23 protein-coding genes and 1 riboswitch are annotated in these 24,622 nt (G+C 38.2%); of the genes, 16 read left to right on the top strand and 7 right to left on the bottom strand.

The window, feature by feature from the left end; translation table 11 throughout:
- Positions 1–186: 186 nt before the first annotated feature.
- From ABES02_RS10105 to ABES02_RS10095, 3 genes are read left to right on the top strand one after another with little or no spacing between them, the layout of a single operon-like run.
- A complete protein-coding gene (locus ABES02_RS10105; RefSeq protein WP_430133760.1) occupies positions 187–759 on the top strand; it encodes a DUF6230 family protein in 573 nt (190 codons plus the stop codon).
- A gap of 12 nt (positions 760–771) precedes the next feature.
- On the top strand, positions 772–1,158 hold the full coding sequence (locus ABES02_RS10100) for a DUF6114 domain-containing protein (RefSeq protein ID WP_430133759.1): 387 nt from the start codon (positions 772–774) through the stop codon (positions 1,156–1,158).
- A 13-nt stretch (positions 1,159–1,171) separates the two neighbouring features.
- The gene (locus ABES02_RS10095; protein WP_430133757.1) at positions 1,172–2,323 is read left to right on the top strand and encodes a hypothetical protein; all 1,152 of its coding nucleotides are present in this window, start codon (positions 1,172–1,174) and stop codon (positions 2,321–2,323) included.
- Positions 2,324–2,506: 183 nt separating this feature from the next.
- On the opposite strand, the gene ABES02_RS10090 is transcribed toward ABES02_RS10095, so the two are convergent.
- Complete coding sequence (locus ABES02_RS10090) at positions 2,507–3,739, bottom strand: aminopeptidase (RefSeq protein ID WP_430133755.1); 1,233 nt, start codon at positions 3,737–3,739, stop codon at positions 2,507–2,509.
- Between the two features lie 345 nt (positions 3,740–4,084).
- Positions 4,085–5,356 carry an MDR family MFS transporter gene (locus ABES02_RS10085; protein ID WP_430133753.1) on the bottom strand — a complete coding sequence of 424 codons (1,272 nt, stop codon included), beginning with the start codon at positions 5,354–5,356 and terminating at the stop codon, positions 4,085–4,087.
- Positions 5,357–5,487: 131 nt separating this feature from the next.
- On the opposite strand from ABES02_RS10085, the gene ABES02_RS10080 reads away from it, so the two are divergent.
- Together ABES02_RS10080 and hutH are read left to right on the top strand one after the other, a co-directional pair.
- Positions 5,488–7,677 carry a DNA topoisomerase III gene (locus ABES02_RS10080; RefSeq protein ID WP_430133751.1) on the top strand — a complete coding sequence of 730 codons (2,190 nt, stop codon included), beginning with the start codon at positions 5,488–5,490 and terminating at the stop codon, positions 7,675–7,677.
- Positions 7,678–8,007: 330 nt separating this feature from the next.
- Entirely contained in the window at positions 8,008–9,525 is a 1,518-nt protein-coding gene (gene hutH / locus ABES02_RS10075; RefSeq protein WP_430133749.1) for a histidine ammonia-lyase, read from the top strand.
- 32 nt (positions 9,526–9,557) lie between these two features.
- On the opposite strand, the gene ABES02_RS10070 is transcribed toward hutH, so the two are convergent.
- Positions 9,558–9,767, bottom strand: coding sequence for a hypothetical protein (locus ABES02_RS10070; RefSeq protein ID WP_430133747.1), 210 nt, complete (start codon positions 9,765–9,767; stop codon positions 9,558–9,560).
- Positions 9,768–9,899: 132 nt separating this feature from the next.
- Between ABES02_RS10070 and ABES02_RS10065 the strand changes: the two genes are divergently transcribed.
- Both ABES02_RS10065 and ABES02_RS10060 read left to right on the top strand, forming a co-directional pair.
- Positions 9,900–10,274: a DnaJ family domain-containing protein gene (locus ABES02_RS10065; RefSeq protein WP_430133746.1), complete on the top strand. Its 375-nt coding sequence runs from the start codon at positions 9,900–9,902 to the stop codon at positions 10,272–10,274.
- Positions 10,275–10,844: 570 nt separating this feature from the next.
- Positions 10,845–10,935: riboswitch (cyclic di-GMP riboswitch) on the top strand.
- A 30-nt stretch (positions 10,936–10,965) separates the two neighbouring features.
- The gene (locus tag ABES02_RS10060) at positions 10,966–11,115 is read left to right on the top strand and encodes an anti-repressor SinI family protein (RefSeq protein ID WP_430133744.1); all 150 of its coding nucleotides are present in this window, start codon (positions 10,966–10,968) and stop codon (positions 11,113–11,115) included.
- An 83-nt stretch (positions 11,116–11,198) separates the two neighbouring features.
- Here ABES02_RS10060 and ABES02_RS10055 read toward each other — a convergent pair whose 3' ends face one another.
- Positions 11,199–11,528: a helix-turn-helix domain-containing protein gene (locus tag ABES02_RS10055; RefSeq protein ID WP_430133742.1), complete on the bottom strand. Its 330-nt coding sequence runs from the start codon at positions 11,526–11,528 to the stop codon at positions 11,199–11,201.
- Between the two features lie 275 nt (positions 11,529–11,803).
- Between ABES02_RS10055 and map the strand changes: the two genes are divergently transcribed.
- Positions 11,804–12,556 (top strand): type I methionyl aminopeptidase, encoded by a 753-nt coding sequence (gene map / locus ABES02_RS10050; protein WP_430133740.1) that lies wholly within the window; start codon positions 11,804–11,806, stop codon positions 12,554–12,556.
- A gap of 25 nt (positions 12,557–12,581) precedes the next feature.
- On the opposite strand, the gene ABES02_RS10045 is transcribed toward map, so the two are convergent.
- Entirely contained in the window at positions 12,582–12,806 is a 225-nt protein-coding gene (locus ABES02_RS10045) for a DUF1128 domain-containing protein (RefSeq protein WP_430133738.1), read from the bottom strand.
- 202 nt (positions 12,807–13,008) lie between these two features.
- On the opposite strand from ABES02_RS10045, the gene ABES02_RS10040 reads away from it, so the two are divergent.
- Together ABES02_RS10040 and ABES02_RS10035 are read left to right on the top strand one after the other, a co-directional pair.
- Positions 13,009–13,347: a YtxH domain-containing protein gene (locus ABES02_RS10040; RefSeq protein WP_430133736.1), complete on the top strand. Its 339-nt coding sequence runs from the start codon at positions 13,009–13,011 to the stop codon at positions 13,345–13,347.
- A gap of 27 nt (positions 13,348–13,374) precedes the next feature.
- A complete protein-coding gene (locus tag ABES02_RS10035) occupies positions 13,375–14,211 on the top strand; it encodes a YihY/virulence factor BrkB family protein (protein WP_430133733.1) in 837 nt (278 codons plus the stop codon).
- A gap of 221 nt (positions 14,212–14,432) precedes the next feature.
- Here the strand turns inward: ABES02_RS10035 and ABES02_RS10030 are convergent, their stop codons facing one another.
- Entirely contained in the window at positions 14,433–16,349 is a 1,917-nt protein-coding gene (locus ABES02_RS10030; protein WP_430133731.1) for a heavy metal translocating P-type ATPase, read from the bottom strand.
- 191 nt (positions 16,350–16,540) lie between these two features.
- Positions 16,541–17,716, bottom strand: coding sequence for an MFS transporter (locus ABES02_RS10025; RefSeq protein WP_430133728.1), 1,176 nt, complete (start codon positions 17,714–17,716; stop codon positions 16,541–16,543).
- A 186-nt stretch (positions 17,717–17,902) separates the two neighbouring features.
- Here ABES02_RS10025 and cax point away from each other — a divergent pair, with 186 nt between their 5' ends.
- From cax to ABES02_RS09995, 6 genes are all read left to right on the top strand, one after another.
- Positions 17,903–18,961 (top strand): calcium/proton exchanger, encoded by a 1,059-nt coding sequence (cax, locus tag ABES02_RS10020; RefSeq protein WP_430133725.1) that lies wholly within the window; start codon positions 17,903–17,905, stop codon positions 18,959–18,961.
- Between the two features lie 388 nt (positions 18,962–19,349).
- Positions 19,350–19,991, top strand: a complete 642-nt coding sequence (locus tag ABES02_RS10015; protein ID WP_430133722.1) for a YczE/YyaS/YitT family protein — start codon at positions 19,350–19,352, stop codon at positions 19,989–19,991.
- A gap of 92 nt (positions 19,992–20,083) precedes the next feature.
- Entirely contained in the window at positions 20,084–20,872 is a 789-nt protein-coding gene (locus tag ABES02_RS10010; protein WP_430133797.1) for a YfkD family protein, read from the top strand.
- A gap of 112 nt (positions 20,873–20,984) precedes the next feature.
- Positions 20,985–21,185, top strand: a complete 201-nt coding sequence (locus ABES02_RS10005; RefSeq protein ID WP_430133719.1) for an SE1561 family protein — start codon at positions 20,985–20,987, stop codon at positions 21,183–21,185.
- A gap of 327 nt (positions 21,186–21,512) precedes the next feature.
- A complete protein-coding gene (locus tag ABES02_RS10000) occupies positions 21,513–23,054 on the top strand; it encodes a fumarate hydratase (RefSeq protein WP_430133794.1) in 1,542 nt (513 codons plus the stop codon).
- A gap of 567 nt (positions 23,055–23,621) precedes the next feature.
- Positions 23,622–24,587: an NERD domain-containing protein gene (locus ABES02_RS09995; protein ID WP_430133717.1), complete on the top strand. Its 966-nt coding sequence runs from the start codon at positions 23,622–23,624 to the stop codon at positions 24,585–24,587.
- The last annotated feature ends 35 nt before the right edge of the window (positions 24,588–24,622 follow it).

Here is a 24,622-nt window from a genome sequence, read left to right as displayed (position 1 = left end):
ACATTCCTTAAATAAAACATTCGAAGGAAAATATTCCAATATGTCCGTAGTGGAAACGTACCCCGACATTTGTCGGGTTCCTATTCATTTCACGATATTTTCCGTAATTGTATTAGTAAACCAAGGATAGTAAGGTTAATGAAAGAAAGATTTTTTATAAGATTCGGAAAAATAGGAGGGGTTATGATGGAAAGTCCAGTTCAACTTGTGGAGGGGACAACAAGTAAAAAGGTTTTTTGGTCAGCGCTAGGTGCAGGTATTTTGACGTTAGCATTACTGTTAGTGTCTTTTGGCGTATCAGGTGTAGCGTATGCTGTTCCGATTGCTGGGGTTGGTGATTTCTATGTAGAGTTTGACAAACTTGTAGGAAATGGGTACACCTTCTATCCAAAAATGGGTGAAACAAGCACTTCTGATTCGGCCCCGCAAGGTACGAATATCATCGAAAATTTAACCATTGACAATCTACAATTGTATAAGGATTTTAAAGTTGGCGGTGAATGGATTCGAGTTAAAATTGCCGCATCTAAGCCAGTCCAAATTAGCGGTTTGGAGCATGACGCCAGTCTCATTCAGGCAGATGCAAAATTCGAGAACTTAGTGCTTCAGGAAAAGCATAGCGATGATTGGATGAAGCAGTTCCAGCAAAAATCTACAAAAATAACTTTAGAGCATGCCAAATTAAAAACACACTATCTCTTTCAGAAAACCATTAATATGAATGGGATGAAACTTACGGTAGAAAAAATCAACAAATAGGAGTGCAGGCATATGGGCATTGTCAAATGGCGAAAGCAACGTCCCTTATGGGGAGCAATATTTACGATACTTAGTGGATTAATGATTCTATGGGTTCCATTAAACCTTTATCTTAGTACTTTTCTTCCAGGATCGATTGCCATCATAGGGCTTCTATTTGGTGGCTTAATTACCTTAATTGGAATTATTGCATTATTTTTTCCGAACGCTTCTAAAATTCTAGGAATCTTTACGATATTTTTATCGATTCTTTCGGTAATTGGCGCCCTAGGTGGCTTTTTGTTCGGTACTCTATTTGGCATCATTGGGGGTGCCTTACTGATAGCATGGCGCCTTGGTCCAGCAAAAGTAAAGGTCTCACCTTCTGGTGGTGTAGAAGAAACGGTACACAATTTTTAAAGGGGAGCTTACTATGTGGTGGAAAAGCAAGATTATCTTGTTTAGTTGTAGTCTAACGCTCATTTTTTTAACAGTATGCTCTCTCGGTAACAGTGTATTTGCGGAGAAATTGGATACGGATGGGTTTATTATTGAGGCAGATCGAGTGGTTGGCTCAGGAATGACGGCATCGATTGTTAAACAAGAAACCTCTGAAAACGATAAAAAGCCTATGCTTCGAATCCAATATCAATCGGCAACTATATATGGAATGAGACTAACAAAACTTGTTGAATCCGGAAAGGGACCAATTAGTATCTCTTTAAAAGCGAATGGACCGGTCACAGTAAAGGGGATGATAGTGGATACTACCGCTATTTCCTTTAAAGGAGCCTGCATCCATGCATCAGAGTCCCTGCCAGAGATTGGGATGGAAGATGTGGTAATGGTCGCCCATTATATGAAATCAGATGATAGTTTCATAGAAAAGTTGGTCCTTAGTACCCTATCAGGAAATGCCGGAGCAGAAAAGCCTGATAAACTAAAAATCCTTCAAGATTTAAGTCTAATTCCATTGAATCAGTTGGATAAAGAAATTGAAAAAATTTCTACTGGGCATTTGCCTCTGACATGTACAGATGGTTCGAGTACAAATCAATCATCTGGAGCTATTGGAAAGGTCACAGACCCCATTCAAGATGTTATTGATGTTGTAACCAAACCGCTTGATCCGGTGACAAAACCATTAGAGCCCATTTTGAAACCTCTTGATCCAGTAACCAAACCACTTGAACCTATCTTAAAGCCGTTAAAGCCAGTTGTAAAACCGCTTGATCCGGTCTTAAAGCCACTTGATCCAGTTATTAGCGGTACGACAGAAAAAGTCGATAAGGTTGTAAAAACAGTTTGCGAAAGAATGGTGGATGCAAAAGGGGTTATCACCAAAGAGCTGGCATTGGATTTAATTGATGATTCAATAGCCAAGAAAGTTCCACTGAATAACGTTTGTCAAAGTAACACCTCACTGACAAAAGAACTTCAAAGCTGGGAAGAGGGCCTGTTAAAATCACTAGGCTTAATTAATTTGTTAGGAAAGGTCATCTTGCAGGATCCGATGGAGCAACTTAACAAAATGCGAGAAAAAGTTTCTGAAGCAAAAGATGGAGCCATTATTTTTACTCCATAAAAAAGAGGGTGTCAGGCACCATGTGAGATTTTCATCTGGGCCTGACACCACTTATTTTTGTCCAGCTACAGCGCCTAGGGGCTCGAGGTCATAAGCCAATCCGTCGAGAAGGTTAAAAAGCAACCTTCCCGCCGGCTCGTCTTATGCTTGTCGCCCCTGGACAAGGCGCTTCCGCTTTTCTTTTTAAAAAGCCCAATTTCCTGCTTTAAAGACAGGTTCTACTTTTCCATCGGCAGTAATGCCGTCGATATCCATTTCAGCTGATCCAATCATGAAATCAACGTGGGTGATGCTTTCATTAAGTCCGTTTGCTCCTAATTCTTCAGATGACATTTGCTTTCCGCCCTCAATACAGAACGCATATGCACTTCCGATTGCTAAATGGTTAGAAGCATTTTCATCAAATAAGGTGTTGAAGAAAAGAACGTTAGACTGTGATATTGGCGAATTAAATGGAACTAGCGCCACTTCTCCAAGATAATGGGAGCCTTCATCTGTATCGACAAGGCGTTTTAATATCTCTTCGCCTTCCTCAGCTTTCACGCCAACGATTTTTCCGTTTTCAAAAGTGATCGAAAAACGATCGATGATATTTCCTCCGTAGCTAAGCGGCTTTGTGCTGGCAACCGTGCCGTTGACACCGGTTTTTAATGGAACGGTGAACACTTCTTCGGTCGGCATATTGGCCATAAATTCAAAGCCTTTTTCATTCACACTGCCTGCTCCAACCCAGATGTGTTTTTCCGGAAGCTCAATGGTTAAGTCTGTGCCAGTTGCTTTATAGTGAAGCTTTGAGTAACGTTTTTCATTTAAATAGTGTACTTTTTCATGAAGGGTTTCGTCGTGCTTTTTCCATGCATCCACTGGATTTTCAACATCCACACGAGATGCCTTAAAAATTGCTTCCCAAAGTTTGTCTACTTGCTGCTCACTTGGTACATCAGGGAAAACTTTAGCAGCCCATGCTGGAGATGCTGCTGCAATGACGGTCCAGCTAACCTTGTCAGATTGTGCAGCTTTTCGGTAATTGGCCAATGCTTTACCAGCAGCTTTATTGAAGTTTGCAATCCGTTCAGGATCGACACCTTTAAGTAAATCCGGGCTTGTGGAAATAATGGACATAAAGGCTGCCCCTTTTTCCGCGAACTCTTCCTGCTCTTTTGCACGCCATTGTGGATACTCAAGAAAGGCATCATCTGGAGCTAAATCGTATTTTGTTCGTGTTACCGTATCATCGTTCCAATTGACGACGACATTGGTGGCACCTGTTTCGTACGCCTTTTTGACAACTAAGCGCACGAATTCAGCAGCATCCAACGTTGCACCAATAACCAAGGTCTGGCCTTTCTGAATGTTTACCCCAACCTTAACAGCAAGCTCAGCATATTTTTCAAGGTTCTTTTGGAAATCGTTCATATGTATGTCTCCTTTTCAGAATCTTCCTATATATTGTAGCTTTTTTAATTGGAAAAAGAAACCGCTAGCATTTAAACATAAAAAAACAGTAAAGATGTTCATCTCTACTGAAGTTTGCTTCCGTATACTTTTATATTAAAATAAACACCTGCTGAAAATAAAACGATAAAGGTAATGATGCCTGATAATGAAGTTGGAGCCATGAATTGCGATAATTCCATTGATTCCACCGCCCTTATAAAATAAAAACGTTTACACATTGATTATAATTTTAAAAGGGGCATTTGTGAACATTTCAGTACAATTATTTGGACATTTTTTGAATATCAACAAAAAAGGGACCAATCAGGCCCCAGCTTTTATAGATTTTTTTTCAAATGAATAGAACATCACCCAATATAAAACGCTGCTTAGGAGTGCTAACATAACCAAGGTAACAAACGTCCAGCCATACCCGATCCAAACGGTCAAAGGAATCGAAAGGGGGGCAATCGTCCTGCTAATGGTAAACCGCAGGCTTGCTGCAGCAAAATATTGTCCTCGCATATGTTCAGGTGCAAGCTTAGAAACAAAACTTTGCTGAAGCCCAGCTCCCATTAGTTCTGCAAACGTAAATACGGCCATTGCTAAAATAAGTCCCCAAATCAAGTGAGTTTGACTAAAAATCACAATGGATACTGCATAAACAATAGATGAAAGTACAAATACGTTTCGTTCAAAATATTTGCCCATCCATTTTGTTACTACAACAGTCAATAATGCCACAAGGAGGCCATTTTCTGCGAGTACAATTCCAAAAGCCTGCTCACCCTTGACAACAAACGACCATTCCCCAAATGAAAACAGATTCTGATTTTTAACAACATCCTTTATATAGACAGGAATTAATAAGTCCAGCTGCATAAACGTCTGTCCTGCCAATACACCGGCGAGAATAAATAATAGAAAGGTTTTATCCTTTACAATAAGAGAATAATCCCTTAACTGGTTGATTAAAAAGTAATACCATTTTCCATCTATAGATGGCTCTGCTGTTTTTTGAAGGGGAGCCGTTTCACGCGTCCATTTGGCTAAAATAAAACCTAGTAAAATACACACTATGCCTGCAACAAGCAGCAGTTGGAAGCGATAATGGACATAAAAAATAGCTCCTAAAATGGGACCAATGACAACTGCGATATTAATAGATGTATAGAAAATGGCAAAAACACTGCTGCGATGTTTTTCGTCGACAACATCGGCTACCATCGCTTGACTTGCAGGCCAGTAAAAGGAACCGAAAACACCTGCAACGGCAAACGATAGAAAGCCCACCAAAGGAGAATGAAACCAAGGAGAGCTTGCAATGGCAAATGCTAAAAAGGAAAGTCCCTGTCCGATGGCGGATAGAACCATCATACGTTTACGTCCGAAGCGGTCGGCGCAGTATCCGCCCATCAGGTTGGCTATCACGGAAAAGATCTGTGAGAATACCAACAATAATCCTGCTTTATTCTTGCCAAATTCTTCTGCAAAATAAATCGTTAAAAAAGGGAAAAACATCCAAAAAGTAATGTTCATCATGGCTTCACTAAATAAGCGAACCTTTAGATTTGGATCCCAATCCTTTATCTTCATGCTGTATCCTCATTTCCATTTTTGATGCCATTTCATCATACTAGAATCTAGCCCTTAAATGGAACAGTTTTATTATTATTTTTGTACGTATGCTATATTTAACTTATGGAAATTGAAAGGATGTATTAAATATGGCAAAAAGTGTTGTAATTGCTGAAAAACCTTCTGTTGCACGTGATATTGCACGTGTACTTAATTGTAATAAAAAAGGAAATGGGTATCTAGAAGGTAATAAATATATTGTAACGTGGGCACTAGGGCACCTAGTCACCCTTGCTGACCCAGAAAGTTACGATGTGAAATATAAAACATGGAATTTAGAAGACCTGCCTATGCTGCCTGATCGTTTGAAATTGACCGTCATTAAGCAGACTGGAAAACAGTTTAATGACGTTAAGAGTCAACTGATAAGAAAGGATGTCACCGAAATAATCGTGGCTACAGACGCAGGAAGAGAGGGAGAATTAGTTGCACGTTGGATTATTGATAAAGTAAAAGTCAATAAACCGATTAAACGACTATGGATCTCATCTGTTACCGATAAAGCAATAAAAGACGGTTTTGCCAACTTGAAGCCTGGCAAGTCTTATGACAATTTGTATGCTTCAGCTGTCGCCCGCTCAGAAGCGGATTGGTATATTGGTCTAAATGCAACCCGCGCATTAACAACCAGATTCAATGCCCAATTAAACTGCGGTCGTGTTCAAACACCAACTGTTGCCATGATTGCTGCTCGTGAGGATGAAATTAAAAATTTCAAAGCGCAAACCTATTATGGCATTGAAGCCCAAACGTCGAACAATTTAAAGCTGACTTGGCAAGATGCAAAAGGGAATAGTCGCAGCTTTGAGAAGGAAAAAACCGATGCGATTGTCAAAAGAATAGGTAAACAAAATGCGATTGTAACAGAAATTGAGAAAAAACCGAAAAAGTCTTTTTCCCCAGCACTTTATGATTTAACAGAATTGCAACGGGATGCGAATAAAATCTTTGGTTACTCTGCAAAAGAAACGTTAAACATTATGCAAAAGCTGTATGAGCAACATAAAGTTTTAACATATCCGCGTACGGATTCGCGATACATTTCTTCAGATATTGTAGGAACGCTTCCAGAACGATTGAGAGCATGTGGGGTAGGAGAATATCGTCCTTTAACGAATAAGATTTTAAGCAAGCCGATAAAAGTTTCTAAAGCATTTGTCGATGATAGCAAAGTTTCAGATCACCATGCCATTATTCCAACAGAAAGCTATGTAAACTTCTCAGCCTTCACAGATAAAGAACGGAAAATTTATGACTTAGTTGTAAAACGATTCTTAGCAGTATTATTCCCGGCTTTCGAGTATGAGCAATTAACGCTGCGTGCGAAAATCGGTGATGAGAACTTCGTTGCTAGGGGAAAAACTATTTTATCAATTGGTTGGAAAGAAGTATACGGAAATCGCTTTGAAGATGACGATGCAGCAGATGACCTAAAGGAACAGATTTTACCTCGCATTGAAAAAGGCGACACATTAATCGTGAAACTAATGGCCCAAACATCTGGTCAAACTAATCCACCTGCACGATTTAATGAGGCAACATTACTTTCGGCCATGGAAAACCCTACGAAATATATGGAAACAAAAAATAAACAACTGGCAGAAACGTTAAAATCAACTGGTGGTTTAGGTACTGTTGCTACACGTGCTGATATAATTGAAAAGCTATTCAATTCATTCTTAATCGAAAAGCGCGGCAAAGACATTCATATTACTTCTAAAGGTCGTCAATTGTTAGATTTAGTCCCTGAAGAGCTAAAATCTCCTACTTTGACTGCTGAATGGGAACAAAAGCTTGATCAGATTGCTCATGGCAAGTTGAAAAAAGACGTTTTTATCAGTGAAATGAAAAACTACACAAAAGAAATCGTTGCAGAAATTAAAACAAGTAATAAAAAATACAAGCATGACAATATTTCTACAAAAAATTGTCCGGACTGTGGAAAACCAATGCTTGAAGTGAATGGCAAAAAAGGTAAGATGCTCGTGTGCCAAGATCGGGAATGCGGTCATCGTAAAAATGTATCACGAGTCACAAATGCACGCTGCCCACAATGCCATAAAAAACTAGAGCTTCGCGGTGAAGGCGAAGGACAAATCTTTGCATGTAAATGTGGATACCGTGAAAAACTATCTGCTTTTGAAGCTCGCCGCAAAAAAGAAACCGGCGGCAAGGTGGATAAACGGACTGTACAAAAGTATTTGAAAAATCAACAAAAAGATGAAGAACCATTGAATAATGCATTGGCAGAAGCATTAAAAGGGTTAAAATTGGATTAACACACAAATATTGGGGCTATTCACAAAGATTTAATATCTTTATGAATAGCCCTTTTATCAATTTTTTACCTTTCATTTATTATCGTGCTAAAGTGTTATCGTGCTAAAATTCAGAAAATTTTATTGACAGTAAGGGTTTACATCACATACAATAATTATCAATACAATAGTTTTTTAATCCATTTGAATGGAATGATAACCTATGAGGCATCACAAAAAAATCGTTCAATATTCCGTTATATTCATAAAAGAGGCTGGACTCCTTATCTAATCTGAAAAGGAATCCAGCCTCTTTCTTTATTATACTAAAGTATTAGAGGAGAGAGAAAAATGATTACACTTACTGGTAATAGTTTAACGTTAGAGCAAATGAAGGATGTTTTATTTCGCAAGCAAAAGGTCCGCGCTTCAGAACAAAGTATGGAAGCTGCTGCAAAGAGCAGAGAAGCAGTGGAACGTATTGTAGCAGAATCAAAGGTTGTTTATGGAATTACAACAGGCTTTGGTAAGTTTAGTGATGTATTAATTGACAAAGACCATGTCCAGGATCTACAGCTTAACTTAATTCGTTCACATGCCTGCGGTGTCGGCGAACCATTTCCTGAGGTTGTAGCAAAAGCAATGGTTCTTCTTCGAGCTAATGCACTTTTAAAGGGCTTTTCAGGAATCAGACCACTTGTTATTGAAAAGCTAATTGAATTAGTAAATAAAGATATTATCCCTGTCATTCCACAGCAAGGATCGCTTGGAGCGAGCGGCGATTTAGCGCCATTATCACATCTTGCCTTAGTTTTAATCGGGGAAGGCGAAGTTTTTTACAAGGGAAATCGTATAGATGCCCTTTGTGCACTGCAACAGGAAGAAATCCTTCCAGTTACACTTGAAGCGAAGGAAGGGCTTGCACTTATAAACGGTACTCAAGCAATGACGGCAATGGGAGTTGTCGGCTATTTAGAGGCAGAACAGTTGGCACACGAAAGCGAACTTATTGCTTCCATGACAATTGAGGGATTAAATGGAATTATCGATGCTTTTGCCGAAGAAGTACATGTGGCGAGAGGTTATCAACAACAGATTGATACGGCGGCAAGAATCCGCAAGTATTTAAGTGATAGTTTATTAACGACAATGCAAGGCGAGCTTAGAGTCCAAGATGCTTATTCTCTTCGCTGTATCCCACAAGTCCACGGAGCATCATGGCAGGCTCTTGATTATGTAAAAGAGAAATTAGAAATTGAAATGAATGCTGCTACAGACAATCCGTTAATCTTCGATGATGGGGAAAAGGTCATCTCAGGAGGAAACTTCCACGGCCAGCCGATTGCTTTTGCCATGGACTTTATGAAAATTGCCGTTGCGGAGTTAGCCAATATTTCTGAAAGAAGGATCGAGCGATTAATCAATCCGCAATTAAATGATTTACCGCCATTCTTAAGTCCTGAACCAGGCTTGCAGTCAGGTGCTATGATTATGCAATACGTAGCTGCTTCACTTGTTTCAGAAAATAAAACTCTTGCCCATCCAGCTAGCGTGGATTCAATTCCGTCATCTGCGAATCAAGAAGACCATGTCAGCATGGGAACCATCGCTTCTAGACATGCTTATCAAATCATACAAAACACAAGAAAGGTTCTTGCGATTGAGTTGATTTGTGCGATGCAGGCAGTAGAATTCCGCGGTATCGAAAAAATGGCAACACACACAAAAATGTTTTTTGAAAAAGGTCGTGAACAAGTGCCTGCGATTACTCAGGACCGTGTATTTTCTAAAGATATTGAAAAGGCATCCGAGTGGCTTAAAGATATTGAATTTTCACAGATGGTTAGGAGCTTAAAGGAAACATATTAAAGGTAAAAAAGGCGTGAATTGCTCACGCCTTTTTACTCTGTCTGATTTGGCAGTATGCGGGCTGTATCTCCGCGGTCGCCATCTTCCTCAATTCTATTTTTAAATGCTTCTTGAGTTACAATGAATTCTTCATCGCCAATGGCTTCCTTCCCATGCTTTTCCGCAAGGCTATTCTGAGGAAACTCACCGGGATGGTGTTTTCTTTTGTGGTTAAAATGTTCTCCACGAGCCAAACTTAACACTCCTTTCGTTTATGCATGTAGCATTCCCCAACAGAATAGAAATAATTACTTGTACGAAAAGGCGCAGCTTTTAAATCTAAATTAAAAATTGATATAATTAACTTAGATATATGGTAAAAAGGAGGCGTTAGCATGGATATGTTTCATATTGTCTCGGAAGACCGTATTAAAAAAGCCTATAAAGATGGTGAGTTCGAAAATCTTCCAGGGCTCGGTAAGCCAATGCAGTTAGAGGATTTATCGGGAATTCCTGAGGAGCTGCGGATGGCTTATAAAATGTTGAAAAATGCAGGTTATACACAGGACGAAAGTCATTTACGGCAGGAATTAATGACAATTGAGGATTTAATTAAAAAAACAGATGAAATAAGTGAAAGAGAAAACCTACAAAGAAAATTGAATGAGAAACTAATTCGTTTCAATCAGTTAATGTCCAAACGAGGGGTAAAGACGAATTCCTCTATTTTTAAAAATTATGAGTTAAAGATGCAAAATAAGCTAAAATAAAAAAAGCTGCGCGATGGGAGTTATACAAGTTCACTCTTCGCCAGCTTTTTCTTCTGTTTTTGCAGGTTTGCATATTCGGTCAAGCATAAACCCTGCAAATACCATAAAGGCAATCGGAATTGAGAAGTTTAAGACATGAATAAAGGTCATGGAACTTCACCACCCAAATTTATTGGAATATTAATAATATTAAGCATATTTATATGTTGTTTACATTATATGTTATTTGTCACAATTTAGACAAATGTTTTGCGCATAAAAAAGCGGGATTAATTTCTGTTAGTTTATTAAAAAAGTAAGGCTTATTTGGAAAAGGGTGAAAATTTCGACGTTGATTTCTTCCCTTTTTCTATTATCGAACCTAGAAATGTAAGAATTCTGGAAGTTTTTTGTAGGATTATAGAATTATTTGTAAAAAAAAAATGTTAGAAAATTAGAATAAAATGACAAAATCCAACACCCTGTTATAAATGGACTATATATAATGAACATATCGATAACGATTAAGTATTTAGGCCTAGGTAAGTTGGGTGATGGTTGGATTGCCTGTGATGAGAGTGGTTCATTCGAAACAGAAAAGGGCAAACCTATTGAAAAATAGGGACGCAAAGCCGAGGGTCTAAGGTGAGCATTTGCTTTCTAGGATGGCCGGGCTACCTGGAATACGACATGTATTTTAGGGGTGAAAACGATGGTGATTACAGAAAGAAAAATGGAAGTCATCGATGAGGAATGGTTGGCACTTATTTTTGAAGCAAAAGAGCTAGGATTATCATTAGATGAAGTTCGTGAGTTCCTCAATCAAAATCAGCTAAATGAGTTAATAACCAAGAACATCTGAGTACATATTTAGTATCAAAAAAGCATTCTACAAAAAACGTCATGTTTTGTAGAATGCTTTTTCTTTTAATAAAACTAAAATCCCTATTGGTTATTATTTTGGTTAGTTCGCCACTTATTAAATTCTAGAAACTCACGGAATTGATCTTTTGATACACCGGAATTCATGGCTTCCTGAACGATATTCATCCATTCACTATCTAACTCAGTTTTATCAATTTGTTCATGAATTAAATGTTCGACTGGAAGATTTAATACAGAAGCAATCTTTTCAAGAAACTGAATTGAAGGATTTTTTTGTAGGTTTCTTTCAAGTGAACTTAAATAAGATTTAGCGACACCCGCTTGCTCAGCAAGTTCGGATAGTGACATTTTCTTTTCTAAGCGAAATTTTTTTACGCGGTCACCAATCATTGAGCCTCACACACCTATTATTATTATATATACGTTAATTCTACCAAAAAGAATAGAAAAGTACCATATTACGAACGAACGATTATGACGATATTTTGAACGTTGAGAAAGTTTTCATAGTACTAAAGTAATTTTGAAAAAATAAATGGATAGAGTTAATATTAATAGTGTTGCCAATTTAGTCATAAAGTATAATTTTTACATAAGTATGCTTCATTAATGAACTATATTGCTTTACATACATAAAATTAAACAAAAAGGAAGGGGACCCCAACATGATTGTACTTAAATCACAACGGGAAATTGAAGCTATGAAAAAGGCGGGAGAAATACTGGCTGCCTGTCATAAAGAAATCGCCAAACTCATTAAGCCAGGTATTACAACTTGGGAAATTGATCAATTCGTCGAACAATTTCTAAATAAACATAATGCCACCCCTGAGCAAAAGGGTTATAAAGGATATGAATTTGCAACTTGCGCAAGCATAAATGATGAAATTTGCCATGGGTTTCCTAGGAAAGACGCATTAAAAGAAGGAGATATTGTTACCATTGATATGGTGGTCAATTACAATGGAGCCTTGGCAGACTCGGCGTGGTCCTATGCAGTTGGCCCGGTTTCAAAGGAGACAGACCATTTATTAAACGTAACTAAAGAAGCATTATACAAAGGGATTGAGCAGGCAGTTCCTGGCAATCGGATTGGGGATATAGGACATGCCATTCAAAAATACGTTGAAAGTGAAGGTTTTTCGGTTGTTCGCGACTTTATTGGACATGGTATTGGAACGGTAATCCACGAAAAACCTGATGTTCCTCATTACGGTCTGCCGGGAAAAGGCCCCCGGATTAAGGAAGGAATGGTTTTTACAATTGAACCGATGGTAAACGTCGGCAGGTACCAAACGAAGATGGATAACAATGGCTGGACAGCTCGGACCATCGATGGTAAATATTCAGCCCAATATGAGCACACGATTGCCATAACCAAAGACGGACCTATAATATTAACTGATCAGGAAAAATAAAAAACAGATCATCGCGATCTGTTTTTTATTTTTTGCGGAGACTTCCTAATTCTTCAACCAAAGCTTGCATTTCATTGGGACTAAACGAATTCTTTCGTAGTACCATTTCATAAATTTCTTTTAATTCCTCGTACATTTCTTCATCAAAGTGTGAGGGTTTAATTGCTCCTAGGTTTAATACTTTCAACTTTTCCTTTATTTGTTCGATCATAAATTCAACATTCTCAACAGATTTTTGAGATAAATTCACTCCGGTCACCCTTTCCGAAATATTAATATCATCTTTTCATGTTAAAAAGTATATGTCAATACAAAACCTTTCTATAAAGTTAGCGGATGGACTTGCTTAGGGAGCGTGAATAAAGCAAAATAAATGATGGATAGTATTTTTGGTATTATTTTCATTAATAAAGGATTCACTGATAATTAGAGATAAGGAAGGAAAGGTTAAGATGACGAAGAAAAATCAATTTTGGAAGGGTATGTTACTTGGTGCACTCGCGGGGGGAGCGCTTAGCTTACTTGATAAACATACCAGGCAGATTATGAAAGAAAACGTTCAAAAAACTTCTAGTAAGGTTTCCTATATTGTACGTCACCCCGGAGAAACCGCTGGAAAGTTAAGATCAACATTTGAGCAAGTAAGTGAGGATATTTCCTATCTTGTCGATAAGGTGGAGGAGCTACGCGAATTAACACCTCAGGTGACGGAGATCGTCAAAGAAACAAAGGATTCGTTTTCAAAAAGTGAAGAAGAGGAACTTTTAAAAGAAGTAAGGGTAGAAGATTAAAAAATTACTAAAAGGAGAGAGCAGGACGTGGAAAAGACAGCGAATGTACGCTCTTCATTGCTAAGATTGCTTTGGCATCGAATCGAAGAAGATGACCTTCCAGGATTAAGTGCTCAATTGGCTTACTTTTTTCTTCTTTCCTTGTTTCCACTCCTTATCGTCATATTCACGCTAATGCCTTATATCCCAATTCCTCATGAAGATATGTTGGGGATGATAAGGGATTTTGCACCGACAGAGGCAATGGACCTAATCGAAACAAATGTGAAATATATTATGAATCATCGCAGCGGCGGCTTGCTTTCCTTTGGGATTATCGGGACGATTTGGTCAGCATCTAATGGCATTAACGCTGTAGTTAGGGCTTTTAATAAAGCCTACAATGTAAAAGAAAGCCGTTCGTTTATTGTCTCAAGAGGTATGGCTGTGTTATTAACCTTTGGGATGATTTTTGTGTTTATCCTCGCCATTATTTTGCCGATATTCGGAAGGGAAATTGGCTTGTTTTTATTTTCAAAGTTGGGGTATACCACCCAGTTTATAAAGCTGTGGGATACGTTAAGCTTGGCCGTTAGTGCCATCATTTTATTTCTTATTTTTACAGGCTTGTACTGGGTAGCACCAAATGTGAAATTACGTTGCCGAAGCGCTTTTCCCGGAGCAGCCTTTGCGACATTGGGATGGATTATTTCTTCGATGGGCTTTTCTTTTTATGTTGGTAATATTGGGAACTATTCGCTTACTTATGGGAGTATTGGAACCATTATCGTGTTGATGGTTTGGTTATACATATCCGCCTTTATTATTATTTTAGGTGGGGAAATTAATGCTTTTTATAGTGAGAAAAATCGAACCAACTGCTAATACTTTCCTTTATGAAAATAGGTTTTCTGTCAAAACTATAAATGGGTTTGACCCAACATAAACGGAGGTAGAGAGATGACCAAGCATACTAAAAAAGACGGCGGCACGAAGCAAAAAGGCAAAGGCAGTAAAGGAAATAAAACTTCTGGATCTGCCAATGGTTCAAACGGATATCATTAAATGAAATAAAAAGGCCGGGTGAAAGCTTCACCCGGTCCTCTTTATGATTTTAAAAGACGGAGACTATTCAAAATGACAAGGATGGTACTGCCTTCATGTCCAATGACCCCAAATGGCAAATCAAGCACTTGAAAGAAATTGGATGAGATTAAAAGCATGATGACCGTGATCGAAAATACAACATTTTGTTTAATAATTTTATTCATCCGCTGAGAAAGACGAATGGCTTCCGAAATACGAGGCAGGTCATTTTTCATAAGGACGATATCTGCCGTTTCAAGGGCAACATCAGTTCCCTCTCCCATGGCAATACCAACATTGGCAATCGCTAAGGCTGGAGCATCATTAATGCCGTCACCCACCATCGCAACCGTTTTATATTTTCTTTTCAAATGCTTTAGTTGCTCTACTTTCTCTTCAGGTAAACATTCTGAGTAAAATTCATCGACATGGCTTTCATTTGCAATAGCACGGGCCGTCTTTTCACTATCACCAGTAAGCATTACAGTACGAATACCCTGTTTCTTTAAATGGTCAATGGCTAGCTTTGTTTCATCGCGGACAACATCTTTTAAAGCAATCATGGCAACTAGTTCGCCGTTAATTTCAATGAAAACAAGCGTATTTCCTTGACCAGCTAACACTTTGGCTTTTCCGTCAGCAAAACGGTCTACATTTTCTTTTCCAACAAAAGCTGCCTTTCCGATTTTCCATTGTACGCCGTTTATTTCTGCTTTAACACCCCAGCCCGGAACATCCTCAAGACTATCGGGATGAAAAAGATCTTTGTTTATGTGGTGCTTCGCATGTTTGACAATTGCCTGTGCAAGCGGGTGATTTGAATGGCTTTCAATGGATGCGGCTTTCCATACAAGTGCTTCTTTATCTAACCCTTCCTTAACAATGACTTCTGTGACTTCCGGTTTCCCTTTTGTTAACGTTCCGGTTTTATCAAATGCAATTGCTTCTATATGACTCAAATTTTCGAGATGTACGCCGCCTTTTACCAAAATTCCATGCTTCGCACCATTCGAAATGGCCGAAAGTGTGGCAGGCATAATCGATGCGACAAGTGCACAAGGGGAGGCGACAACCAATAAAATCATTGCTCGGTAAAAGGATTCATGCCAGCTCCAGCCAATGGCAAAATGTGGTAGGAAAAACATTGCAAGTACAACCATGAGAACAACTTTTACATATGTTCCTTCAAATTTTTCAATAAAAAGCTGTGATGGTGACTTTTCGCTTTGAGCGGATTGGACAAGCTGAATGATTTTATGAAATAGGGTATCATGGCTTGCTTTTGTGACCCGTACAGTTATGGAGCCTGTCATATTGACCGTGCCGGCAAATACTTCTGCCTGATCCCCTTTAGAGACTGGCATTGACTCTCCAGTAATTGCGGCTTCATCAATATTGGTCTGTCCTTTGATAATTGTTCCATCTGATGGTACCCGTTCACCTGGTTTTATAAGGATGCTATCTCCAACACGTAGCTCCGAAACGGGAACCCGTTCTTCATATCCGTTCGTAATAAGAAGTGCCTCTTCAGGCTGGAGCTTCATTAACGATGAAATCTCTTTATGGCTTTTATTCATCGTGTAGGTTTCTAAGGCGCCGCTGACTGCAAAAATAAAGATGAGGATAGCTCCTTCCGTCCAGTAGCCAATCATCGCTGAACCAATCGCAGCAAAAATCATCAGCATTTCCACGTTTAGTTCTTTATTTTCATATGTTGCTTCGATGCCTTCTTTTGCTTTGGCAAACCCGCCAATTATAAAGGCAAGCAGATAGGCGATGATGGAATCAGCCCCCTGTCCGCTTTTATCAAGCAGCCACCCAGAGACGATTAATACACCACTCAAAATGGCTGCAATCAATTCGACATGTGGTTTTATTTTTTCAATTACTCCTACCTTTTGTATTCCCTTTGTTAGAGACTTTGCTTCAGAACTCATTGATTCTCCCCCCTCGGACCTTCTAATTGATAAGATTAAATTCTAATTGAGAAAAATAATCAAAATCATTACCCTGAAAAAACACGAAAGCTGTCACCTTGGTGATGACAGCACTTTCTAGAAAAATTCTTTATTTATATTTAATTTTATTTTATCATACATTTTATGCTTAAGATATGAATTTGCTCCAATTAATTTTCTTGCTCTGTGAGTATGGGAGCTTTTTTCCCAAATGTAAAGATTACGAAAGAAAGTGTAAGGAGAAGTGTACTGATAATATGAAAAAAACTTACATTTTGGAAAAACTTGATAAATAGTCCGCCGATAATCGGACCACTCAAGCTGCCAAGGCTAAAAAAGATACCACATAATAAATTACCTGTCGGCAATAGGTTTCGGGGTACTAAATCAGTCATGTAGCTGATCCCAAGCGAAAAAGTAGAGCCTACAACCATTCCAGAAATGAGGAAGGCTATAAAAAGACCAATAAAGGAATGCTCAAGAAAGCTCGCTGCCGTAAAGCTGATAAAACCAAAAAATAAAACTGTCATTAAGATGTTTCTACGACCGTATTGATCACTTAACATCCCAAGGGGCAGCTGGGTAATGATACTGCCAATGGCAAAAGCTGATAAAACAAGAGAAACGCTAGAAACATTAATATCCATTCTTAAGGCATACACAGGGAATATCCCGTTTAAAGATGATTCTAAAAAGCCGTAGCACAATGGCGGCAAAAAAGCGACCCAGCCATATTTTATCGCCTTTTTGAATTGTTTAATCGTTGAAAGAAACGAATTAATGTTTACTACTTGTTCAGGTAGTTCATTTTTTAAACTGAATACGAATATCCAGCCTATTAAGCAAAGAATAGATGAAGCGATAAAAGGAAGAGCCTCATTGACATTAACCAATGGAGTCATTAAAGGTCCAGTGGCAAAACCAATCCCAAAAAACAATCCATATAAGGAAATGTTTCGTCCCCTTTTTTCAGCAGGGGAAAAGGAAGTAATCCAGGTCTGGGTCGCAAAATGCAAGGAATGGTCGCCGATTCCAATTAGCATTCGTAAAACAAACCAGAACCAAAAGGATGGCCATAGTGGAAATAAGGCCAGCGAAACAACAACAAGTCCTCCTCCAAGAATAATTACTGGTTTATAACCATATTTTCTTAGGGGCATCTCCATAAACGGCGATACAAGCAAAATTCCAATATAAAGAGCAGTCGCATTGAATCCATTTAATGAAGACGATACACCACTTTTTTCGAAAATAACCGCAATGAGCGGCAGAAGCATCCCCTGCGAAAAACCGGAAATGGCTACAATACTGACAAGGATCCAAAAACGTAAATAATTTTTATTCATCATACATTCCTCTTATTTCATAGTCCTTACATGATGGTATCGAGAAGATTAGTCTAATGCAAGAAAAATGTTGCCTTTGACTTCCAAAAAATGATACTCTTTTTTTGGCTAATTGTGGTGCAATTGGAAAGAAAATATGTAGTAGAAAAAGATTCGGGATAAAAACTAAACTATGGAGGGAATGCGGTGACAAATAAAATCTTTATGCTGATGACTTTAATAGGGGTTCCACTATCTTTTATTGGAACTTTAATGCATTGGTCAAATGGTATCCTCTTTATTCTTTATTGTTTAACGATTATTGCTTTAGCGAGCTTTATGGGTAGAGCGACTGAAAGCCTGGCAATTGTAGCGGGACCAAGGATCGGCGGCTTATTGAATGCTACTTTCGGAAATGCTGTTGAGCTCATTATTTCTATTTTTGCCTTAAAGGCAGGACTTGTAGGAGTTGTATTGGCCTCCTTGACTGGTTCAGTATTAGGCAACCTGCTGCTTGTTGCGGGACTTTCCTTTTTTATAGGAGGATTAAAATATAAGCGACAGGAATTTAATGTTTATGATGCACGTCATAATTCTGGGTTGTTAATGTTTGCCGTAATCGTAGCCTTTGTTATTCCAGCAGTATTTACCTTGAACATGAGTGAGGGAAAAACGCTAACCCTAAGCGTAGGTATTTCCAGTACCCTAATCGTTCTTTATTTAGCAGCTTTATTTTTCAAACTGGTGACTCATCGAGGGGTATACCAAACCACAAATGATATTGATACACATGATGAAGAGGAACCAGAGTGGGGGAAGTGGAAGGCGATTGCCGTGCTCGCCATTGCGACAATTATCGTCGCCTATATCTCCGAGCACTTAGTCCATACATTTGAATTTGTAGCAGAATCGTTTGGTTGGACTGAACTATTTATCGGGGTCATCATCGTCGCCATCGTCGGGAATGCAGCGGAGCATGCATCAGCTGTTTTAATGGCATTTAAAAATAAAATGGATGTTGCGGTGGAGATTGCGATTGGTTCGACACTACAAGTTGCAATGTTTGTTGCACCTGTCCTTGTAATTGTCTCGCTTTTTTTTAATCAATCCATGCCATTAATATTCAGCTGGCCGGAGCTTATTGCAATGGTATCTTCCGTGCTATTAATGGTCGTCATCTCTAATGACGGAGAAACAAACTGGTTTGAAGGCCTAACCCTCCTTGCCGCATATGTCATAATGGGCATTGGTTTTTTTCTACTCTAGATGGTGTCGCTTTCAAAAATAAAGACTCTAAGCCAATCTTCGGCTTAGAGTCTCTTTTTTCAACTTAACCTACTTTATTAATGTACGGGGTAAAACATAACCGATGTGCTATAATGAAACGGCACCATTTTAAAAGGGTAAAAAATCAATCGCTTTTCTTGGGACCATCGATCACCAACCTTCATGTTTAGTTATAATTTGATAAAACACGAGTGTTGAATGTCATATTATTAGTGAATCCCAACCTCCTTAATGAATATCAATAATTCGCCAGCAGATTGATTACAGCCCTCCTTTTTTGAAAGGTTACCCTAATTATAATTTAAAAATAGAATTTTGTAAATGTTCTGATTATTACATTTTTATTACTTTTTCTAAGGAGCGAAACATGAAATTCTTTATTCGATTTTTATTTTTTATCATCGGTTTGTTTATCATGACCTTCGGTGTGTGTATGACCATAAAAGTAGCGGATATTGGTGTAGGTGCATGGGATGCTCTAAATGTTGCCCTAACTGAAAAAGTAGGATTATCTGTTGGGAAATGGGTTATGCTTGATGGGGTCGTTTTAATGTTCCTGGTGTCAATATTATTAAAAAAAAGGCCGGATGTTCTTTCTCTTTTAACAATTGTTGTGATTGGTACTTTAGTTGACTTTTGGCTAGGGACTTTTTTGGAGTTATTTTCCGTTAACTTGCTCATTGCTAAACTGGCTATGCTGCTAATTGGTATTCTCATTATTGGATTTGGAGCCTCTATCTATTTACAGGCCAGATTTCCACAGAGTCCAATCGATAATTTCATGTTGGCTATTAAAGAACGATTTCGTGTGAATTTAATGCTTGCCAAAACGATTGGCGAAATTACCGCCTTAATTCCTGCCTTCTTTTTAAACGGACCTATTTCCTACGGAACGATTATCATTACTTTTGCCGTAGGACCGGCAATTCAACTATTTTTTCCATTTTTTGAAAAATTAATGCAACGCCTACAAGCGAAAGATTTGAAATTTACTAAAGTGAATGGATAATATTTGGAGACTCCGAAAAAACTATGAGCAGACCTTATTAATGCTACTAGTGAAAGGAGTCTAACACTGTGAGGAAAAATGTTTCCATCCTTATGACACTGTTATTAATGCTAACTATTATTCCGTCTGCTTTTGCTGAGAAAGCTGGGGCGGTGAAAAAAAATCCTGTTAAATATCAAGTTCCTGCATCAGTACGTAATATTACAAAAGAAAACACGTACCCCAATTCAACACAGGACTTGCCATTTTTACAGCCAAGTGATTTGACTAAAAAGTTAATCAAAACATCGAGGGTCAAAATTGAGAATCCTGATTTAATCCGCATGCTCAATGAGTCTAGTATTAATAGCACTCCGTTTGCAATCGGATACCGCGCAATTGTTTACCTAGGCCAATGGCCTTTAAATTACGAATCAACAGAAACCTCCCCGAACTGGGAGTATCAAAAGATTAATACAAATTATTTTGATAATCGTGGCGGTAAGGTTCCTTATCAGATTAAGTATGTACAAGAGGCTCAAAAAATTGTAAGAGGCGGCCTGACAGCCAAAATACCAAATGCTGAAGACGTCAAAAAGATGATGCTTTTAAAAGCAATGGATAAGACCCATCTTCCACTTTCATTTGAGACAATTATCGGTTCAGGTACAAAAAATGATCATATTTATAACATTCCTCCTAATCGTTTAGGCTACTTATATGCGTATGCACCAGGAGTAAATGAAAAAGGGAAGGTAACTTATGGTGAAGTCTATTTAATGCTAAAAGGAAATCGCAAGTTTATTGTCATCAAAAACGTGACTTCACAGGGCATTGGAGCCTGGATTCCTGTTCAGGATTATGTTTCATTTGGCTTCGCTGCCTCTGAACGGCCAAGATAATTCGACTAAAATGACTCCTTCAATAACTTTGTGGGAGTCATTTTAGAGTAAAATATTGATATTGTATTAAATATTCGATAGTATGAAAAAGTTAGTGGAAGGAGCGAATTTCGTGGGTAACCCAGTACAAGATAAAAATTCTCAGGTTGATTTTTTAAAACACCGCTTAAATATGTTTATTGATGTACTTGATGCGATTGATCCTGAAGATGCTGATTTAGAGGATATCGATCGCTTAATTTCGCTGCTTGATGATATGGAATCAAAATGCAGAGAATTTAATAACCGTGAAGCTGAAGAGTCTGTTAAATAGCAGGCTCTTTTTCTTTTGGAAAGGCGATTTTCACATAGATTGTTGTTTTTCGTATAAGTTAATCAATCCGTATTTCAAGAAGATTCGTGGCATCTTTTCGCAAGAACAATTGCGAAAATTGCTTAGAAACTAAGTAAATGAACCTTATTAAGTTCCAAAAGCAACCAAGTTTACGAAAAGAGCCTTTGGAAATGTTACAATGAATTCGTTTGCAAGCTAATCCTTTAATTCTATTGCCTAGAGGAGTATAATAAAAAAGTCGAAAAGTTGTAAAATTTAAATAGAATAATTTTGGGGAACATCGGGAAAGGGGAACTCGAAGTGAATATCGCAAAATTTCAAGAAAGTATGTACAAGCTGATTGTTGAAACATCTACCAAACTTCCAAAGGACGTCCGTCGTGCTGTTAAAGCGGCGAAGGAAAAAGAAAACGCCGGCACAAGTGCGGCAATGAGCCTAGCCACGATTACAAACAACATAAAAATGGCTGACGACCAAGTATCGCCAATCTGCCAGGATACAGGTCTTCCAACCTTTAAAATTAAAACTCCAGTTAGTGTGAACCAGTTAGAAATAAAAGAAGCAATCAGGGCTGCGATTGTTTTGGCAACAAAAGAAGGTAAATTACGTCCGAACTCTGTAGATTCCTTAACCGGAGAAAACAGTGGTGATAATCTTGGTGCTGGTGTACCAGTTATCAAGTTTGATCAATGGGAAAAAGATTACATCGATGTCCGCTTGATTTTAAAAGGCGGCGGTTGTGAAAATAAAAACATTCAATACAGCCTTCCGTGTGAATTAGAGGGTCTAGGCCGTGCCGGACGCGACCTTGATGGTATTCGCAAATGTATCATGCATTCTGTTTACCAAGCACAAGGCCAAGGCTGCAGCGCTGGTTTCATTGGTGTGGGTATCGGCGGTGACCGTTCTTCAGGCTACGATTTAGCTAAAGAGCAATTATTCCGTTCTGTTGATGATGTGAACCCTGTTGAAGAGCTTCGTTCTTTAGAAGAGTATGTAATGGAAAACGCTAATAAGTTAGGTATTGGAACGATGGGATTTGGAGGAGAAGCGACTTTACTTGGATGTAAAGTGGGAGTTATGAACCGTATCCCTGCTAGTTTCTATGTTTCTGTTGCGTACAATTGCTGGGCATTCCGCCGCATGGGCGTTAGCGTGGATGCTGTTAGCGGCGAAATTAATGAGTGGGCCTATCAAGAAGGTGAGTTTATTGATTTTGCCGAAGAAGGTGAGGGTGCTTCAAAGGAATCTGCATCTGCTTCAGAGCGCGTGATTACGTTAGAAGCTCCTATTAGTGAGGAACAAATTCGCTCGCTTAAAGTCGGCGATGTGGTTCAGATTAATGGCTTAATGTATACTGGCCGCGATGCGATTCACAAATATTTGAGCGATCATGATGCACCAGTTGATTTAAACGGTCAGGTTATTTATCACTGCGGTCCGGTTATGCTGAAGGATGAAGATGGCAAATGGCACGTGAAGGCTGCTGGGCCAACAACTAGTATTCGGGAGGAGCCTTACCAAGGTGACATTATGAAGAAGTTCGGCATTCGCGCCGTAATCGGTAAGGGTGGAATGGGACCTAAGACGTTGGCAGCTCTTCATGATCATGGCGGTGTGTATTTGAATGCCATCGGCGGCGCGGCACAGTATTATGCAGATTGCATAAAAGGCGTGGAAGGCGTTGATTTAATGCAATTTGGTATCCCTGAAGCGATGTGGCATCTTCGCGTAGAAGGCTTCACAGCTGTAGTTACAATGGATTCTCACGGCAACAGTCTGCACGCTGATGTAGATAAATCATCGTTGGAAAAATTAGCTCAATTTAAGGAGCCGGTATTTAAATAGGATGTTGTTTGGTGTGTGAGGTAGACGCTGGTTTGAGGCGTCTATCTTTTTTTGTGAATTAAACTTGTGAGTAAGCAAATGTAGGTATTAATATGATTTTGTTTCCAGTTAGTTTCCAGTTAATGTCGTAAGTTTTGATAAATAGGTAGTAAGTGAATGAAAATATGTCATAAGTACGCAAAAATATGTAATAAGAATCTGGAATTTAGTCTGATTTCCAGTTGGTTTCCAGTAAATGTCGTAAGTTTTGCAAAATAGGTAGTAAGTAGCTGAAAATATGTCATAAGTGAGCAGAAATATGTAATAAGAATCTGATTTCAGTGTGATTTCCAGTTGTTTTCCATTAAATGTCGTAAGTTTTGTAAAATAGGTAGTAAGTAGCTGAAAATATGTCATAAGTGAACAAAAATATGTAATAAGAATATGGATTTTAGTTAAAATTCCATTTTATATTTCATTAATCAAGAAACTTTCACTAAACTGTCAAAATAGATGACTAAACTAAGTAGGAGTATCTACAGTTCTATTGGAATTATTAAAAAATACTACTTTAAGGAGGAATCAATTTTGGTTGAAAAAGAACTTACTCCCCCCACTTTCTTACTTCAGGCCGAAGTTTTAGAAAGCCGATTACCAGAGACCCATGTTAAGATGACAGAAATCAGGTCAAAAATTAGGATTTTTAAATCCGGATATAATGGAGAAAAGACGTTAAAATATTATCTAGAACAAATTCCAGACCATAAATATCATATCTTTCACGGCCTACGTCTCCCTATAGGCAATACTTTCTTCCAAATCGATGCCCTCCTCCTTTCTCAAAAATTTATTCTAATTCTCGATGCAAAAAATCATTCTGGTACATTGCGATTTGAGAAAAATCAATTAATCCACGAATATGGAGGAAATCGAGAGGTTTATGAAAATCCAATAGCACAAATAAACAGGCATAAAATTTCATTAAGATATTTATTTGAAAAATATAAAATATCTCAAATTCCAATAGAAAACCTTGTTTCAGTTTGCAAACCCTCTACCGAAATTTTAATAAGTCCAGGTTATAAAGAAGCGGAGCAAAAAGTCATCAAAGCATATAATTTGTTAACTAAAGTAGACGAACTAGAAGAAAAATATAGTGAAAATAGGATTACTAAAAACACACTTAAGCAAATGATAAAATTATTATTAGAACAACATACTCCACAAAAAATTGATATCCTTAATTATTTTCAAATTAAAGGGGAAGAGCTGATTCCTGGAGTTCAATGTCCAAGATGTTTGTACATCCCAATGGATTATAAAAGAGCATGCTGGATATGCCCAAAATGCCTACTATTTTCAAAAGATGCTTTTTTAAATGGGATTAACCACTATTTTCTGCTAATTAAGCCCTCGTTTAACAATCCTGAAATACGGAAATTTCTTCTCATGCCATCATCCAGAACAATCACATCAAATCTACCTAAACTAAATCTTCCCTATACAGGTACAAAAAGAGGACGCATTTACCATCAACCAAAAGATTTCCTATAAATGCTAATCATCTTTTCCCTCCAAAAACAAACAAT

The organism is Neobacillus pocheonensis, assembly GCF_050477905.1.
In the GTDB taxonomy this organism is placed as follows: domain Bacteria; phylum Bacillota; class Bacilli; order Bacillales; family Cytobacillaceae; genus Neobacillus; species Neobacillus pocheonensis_A.
The sequence above is the reverse complement of the archived record's forward strand: the minus strand, read 5'-3'. Positions and strand labels throughout refer to the sequence as shown.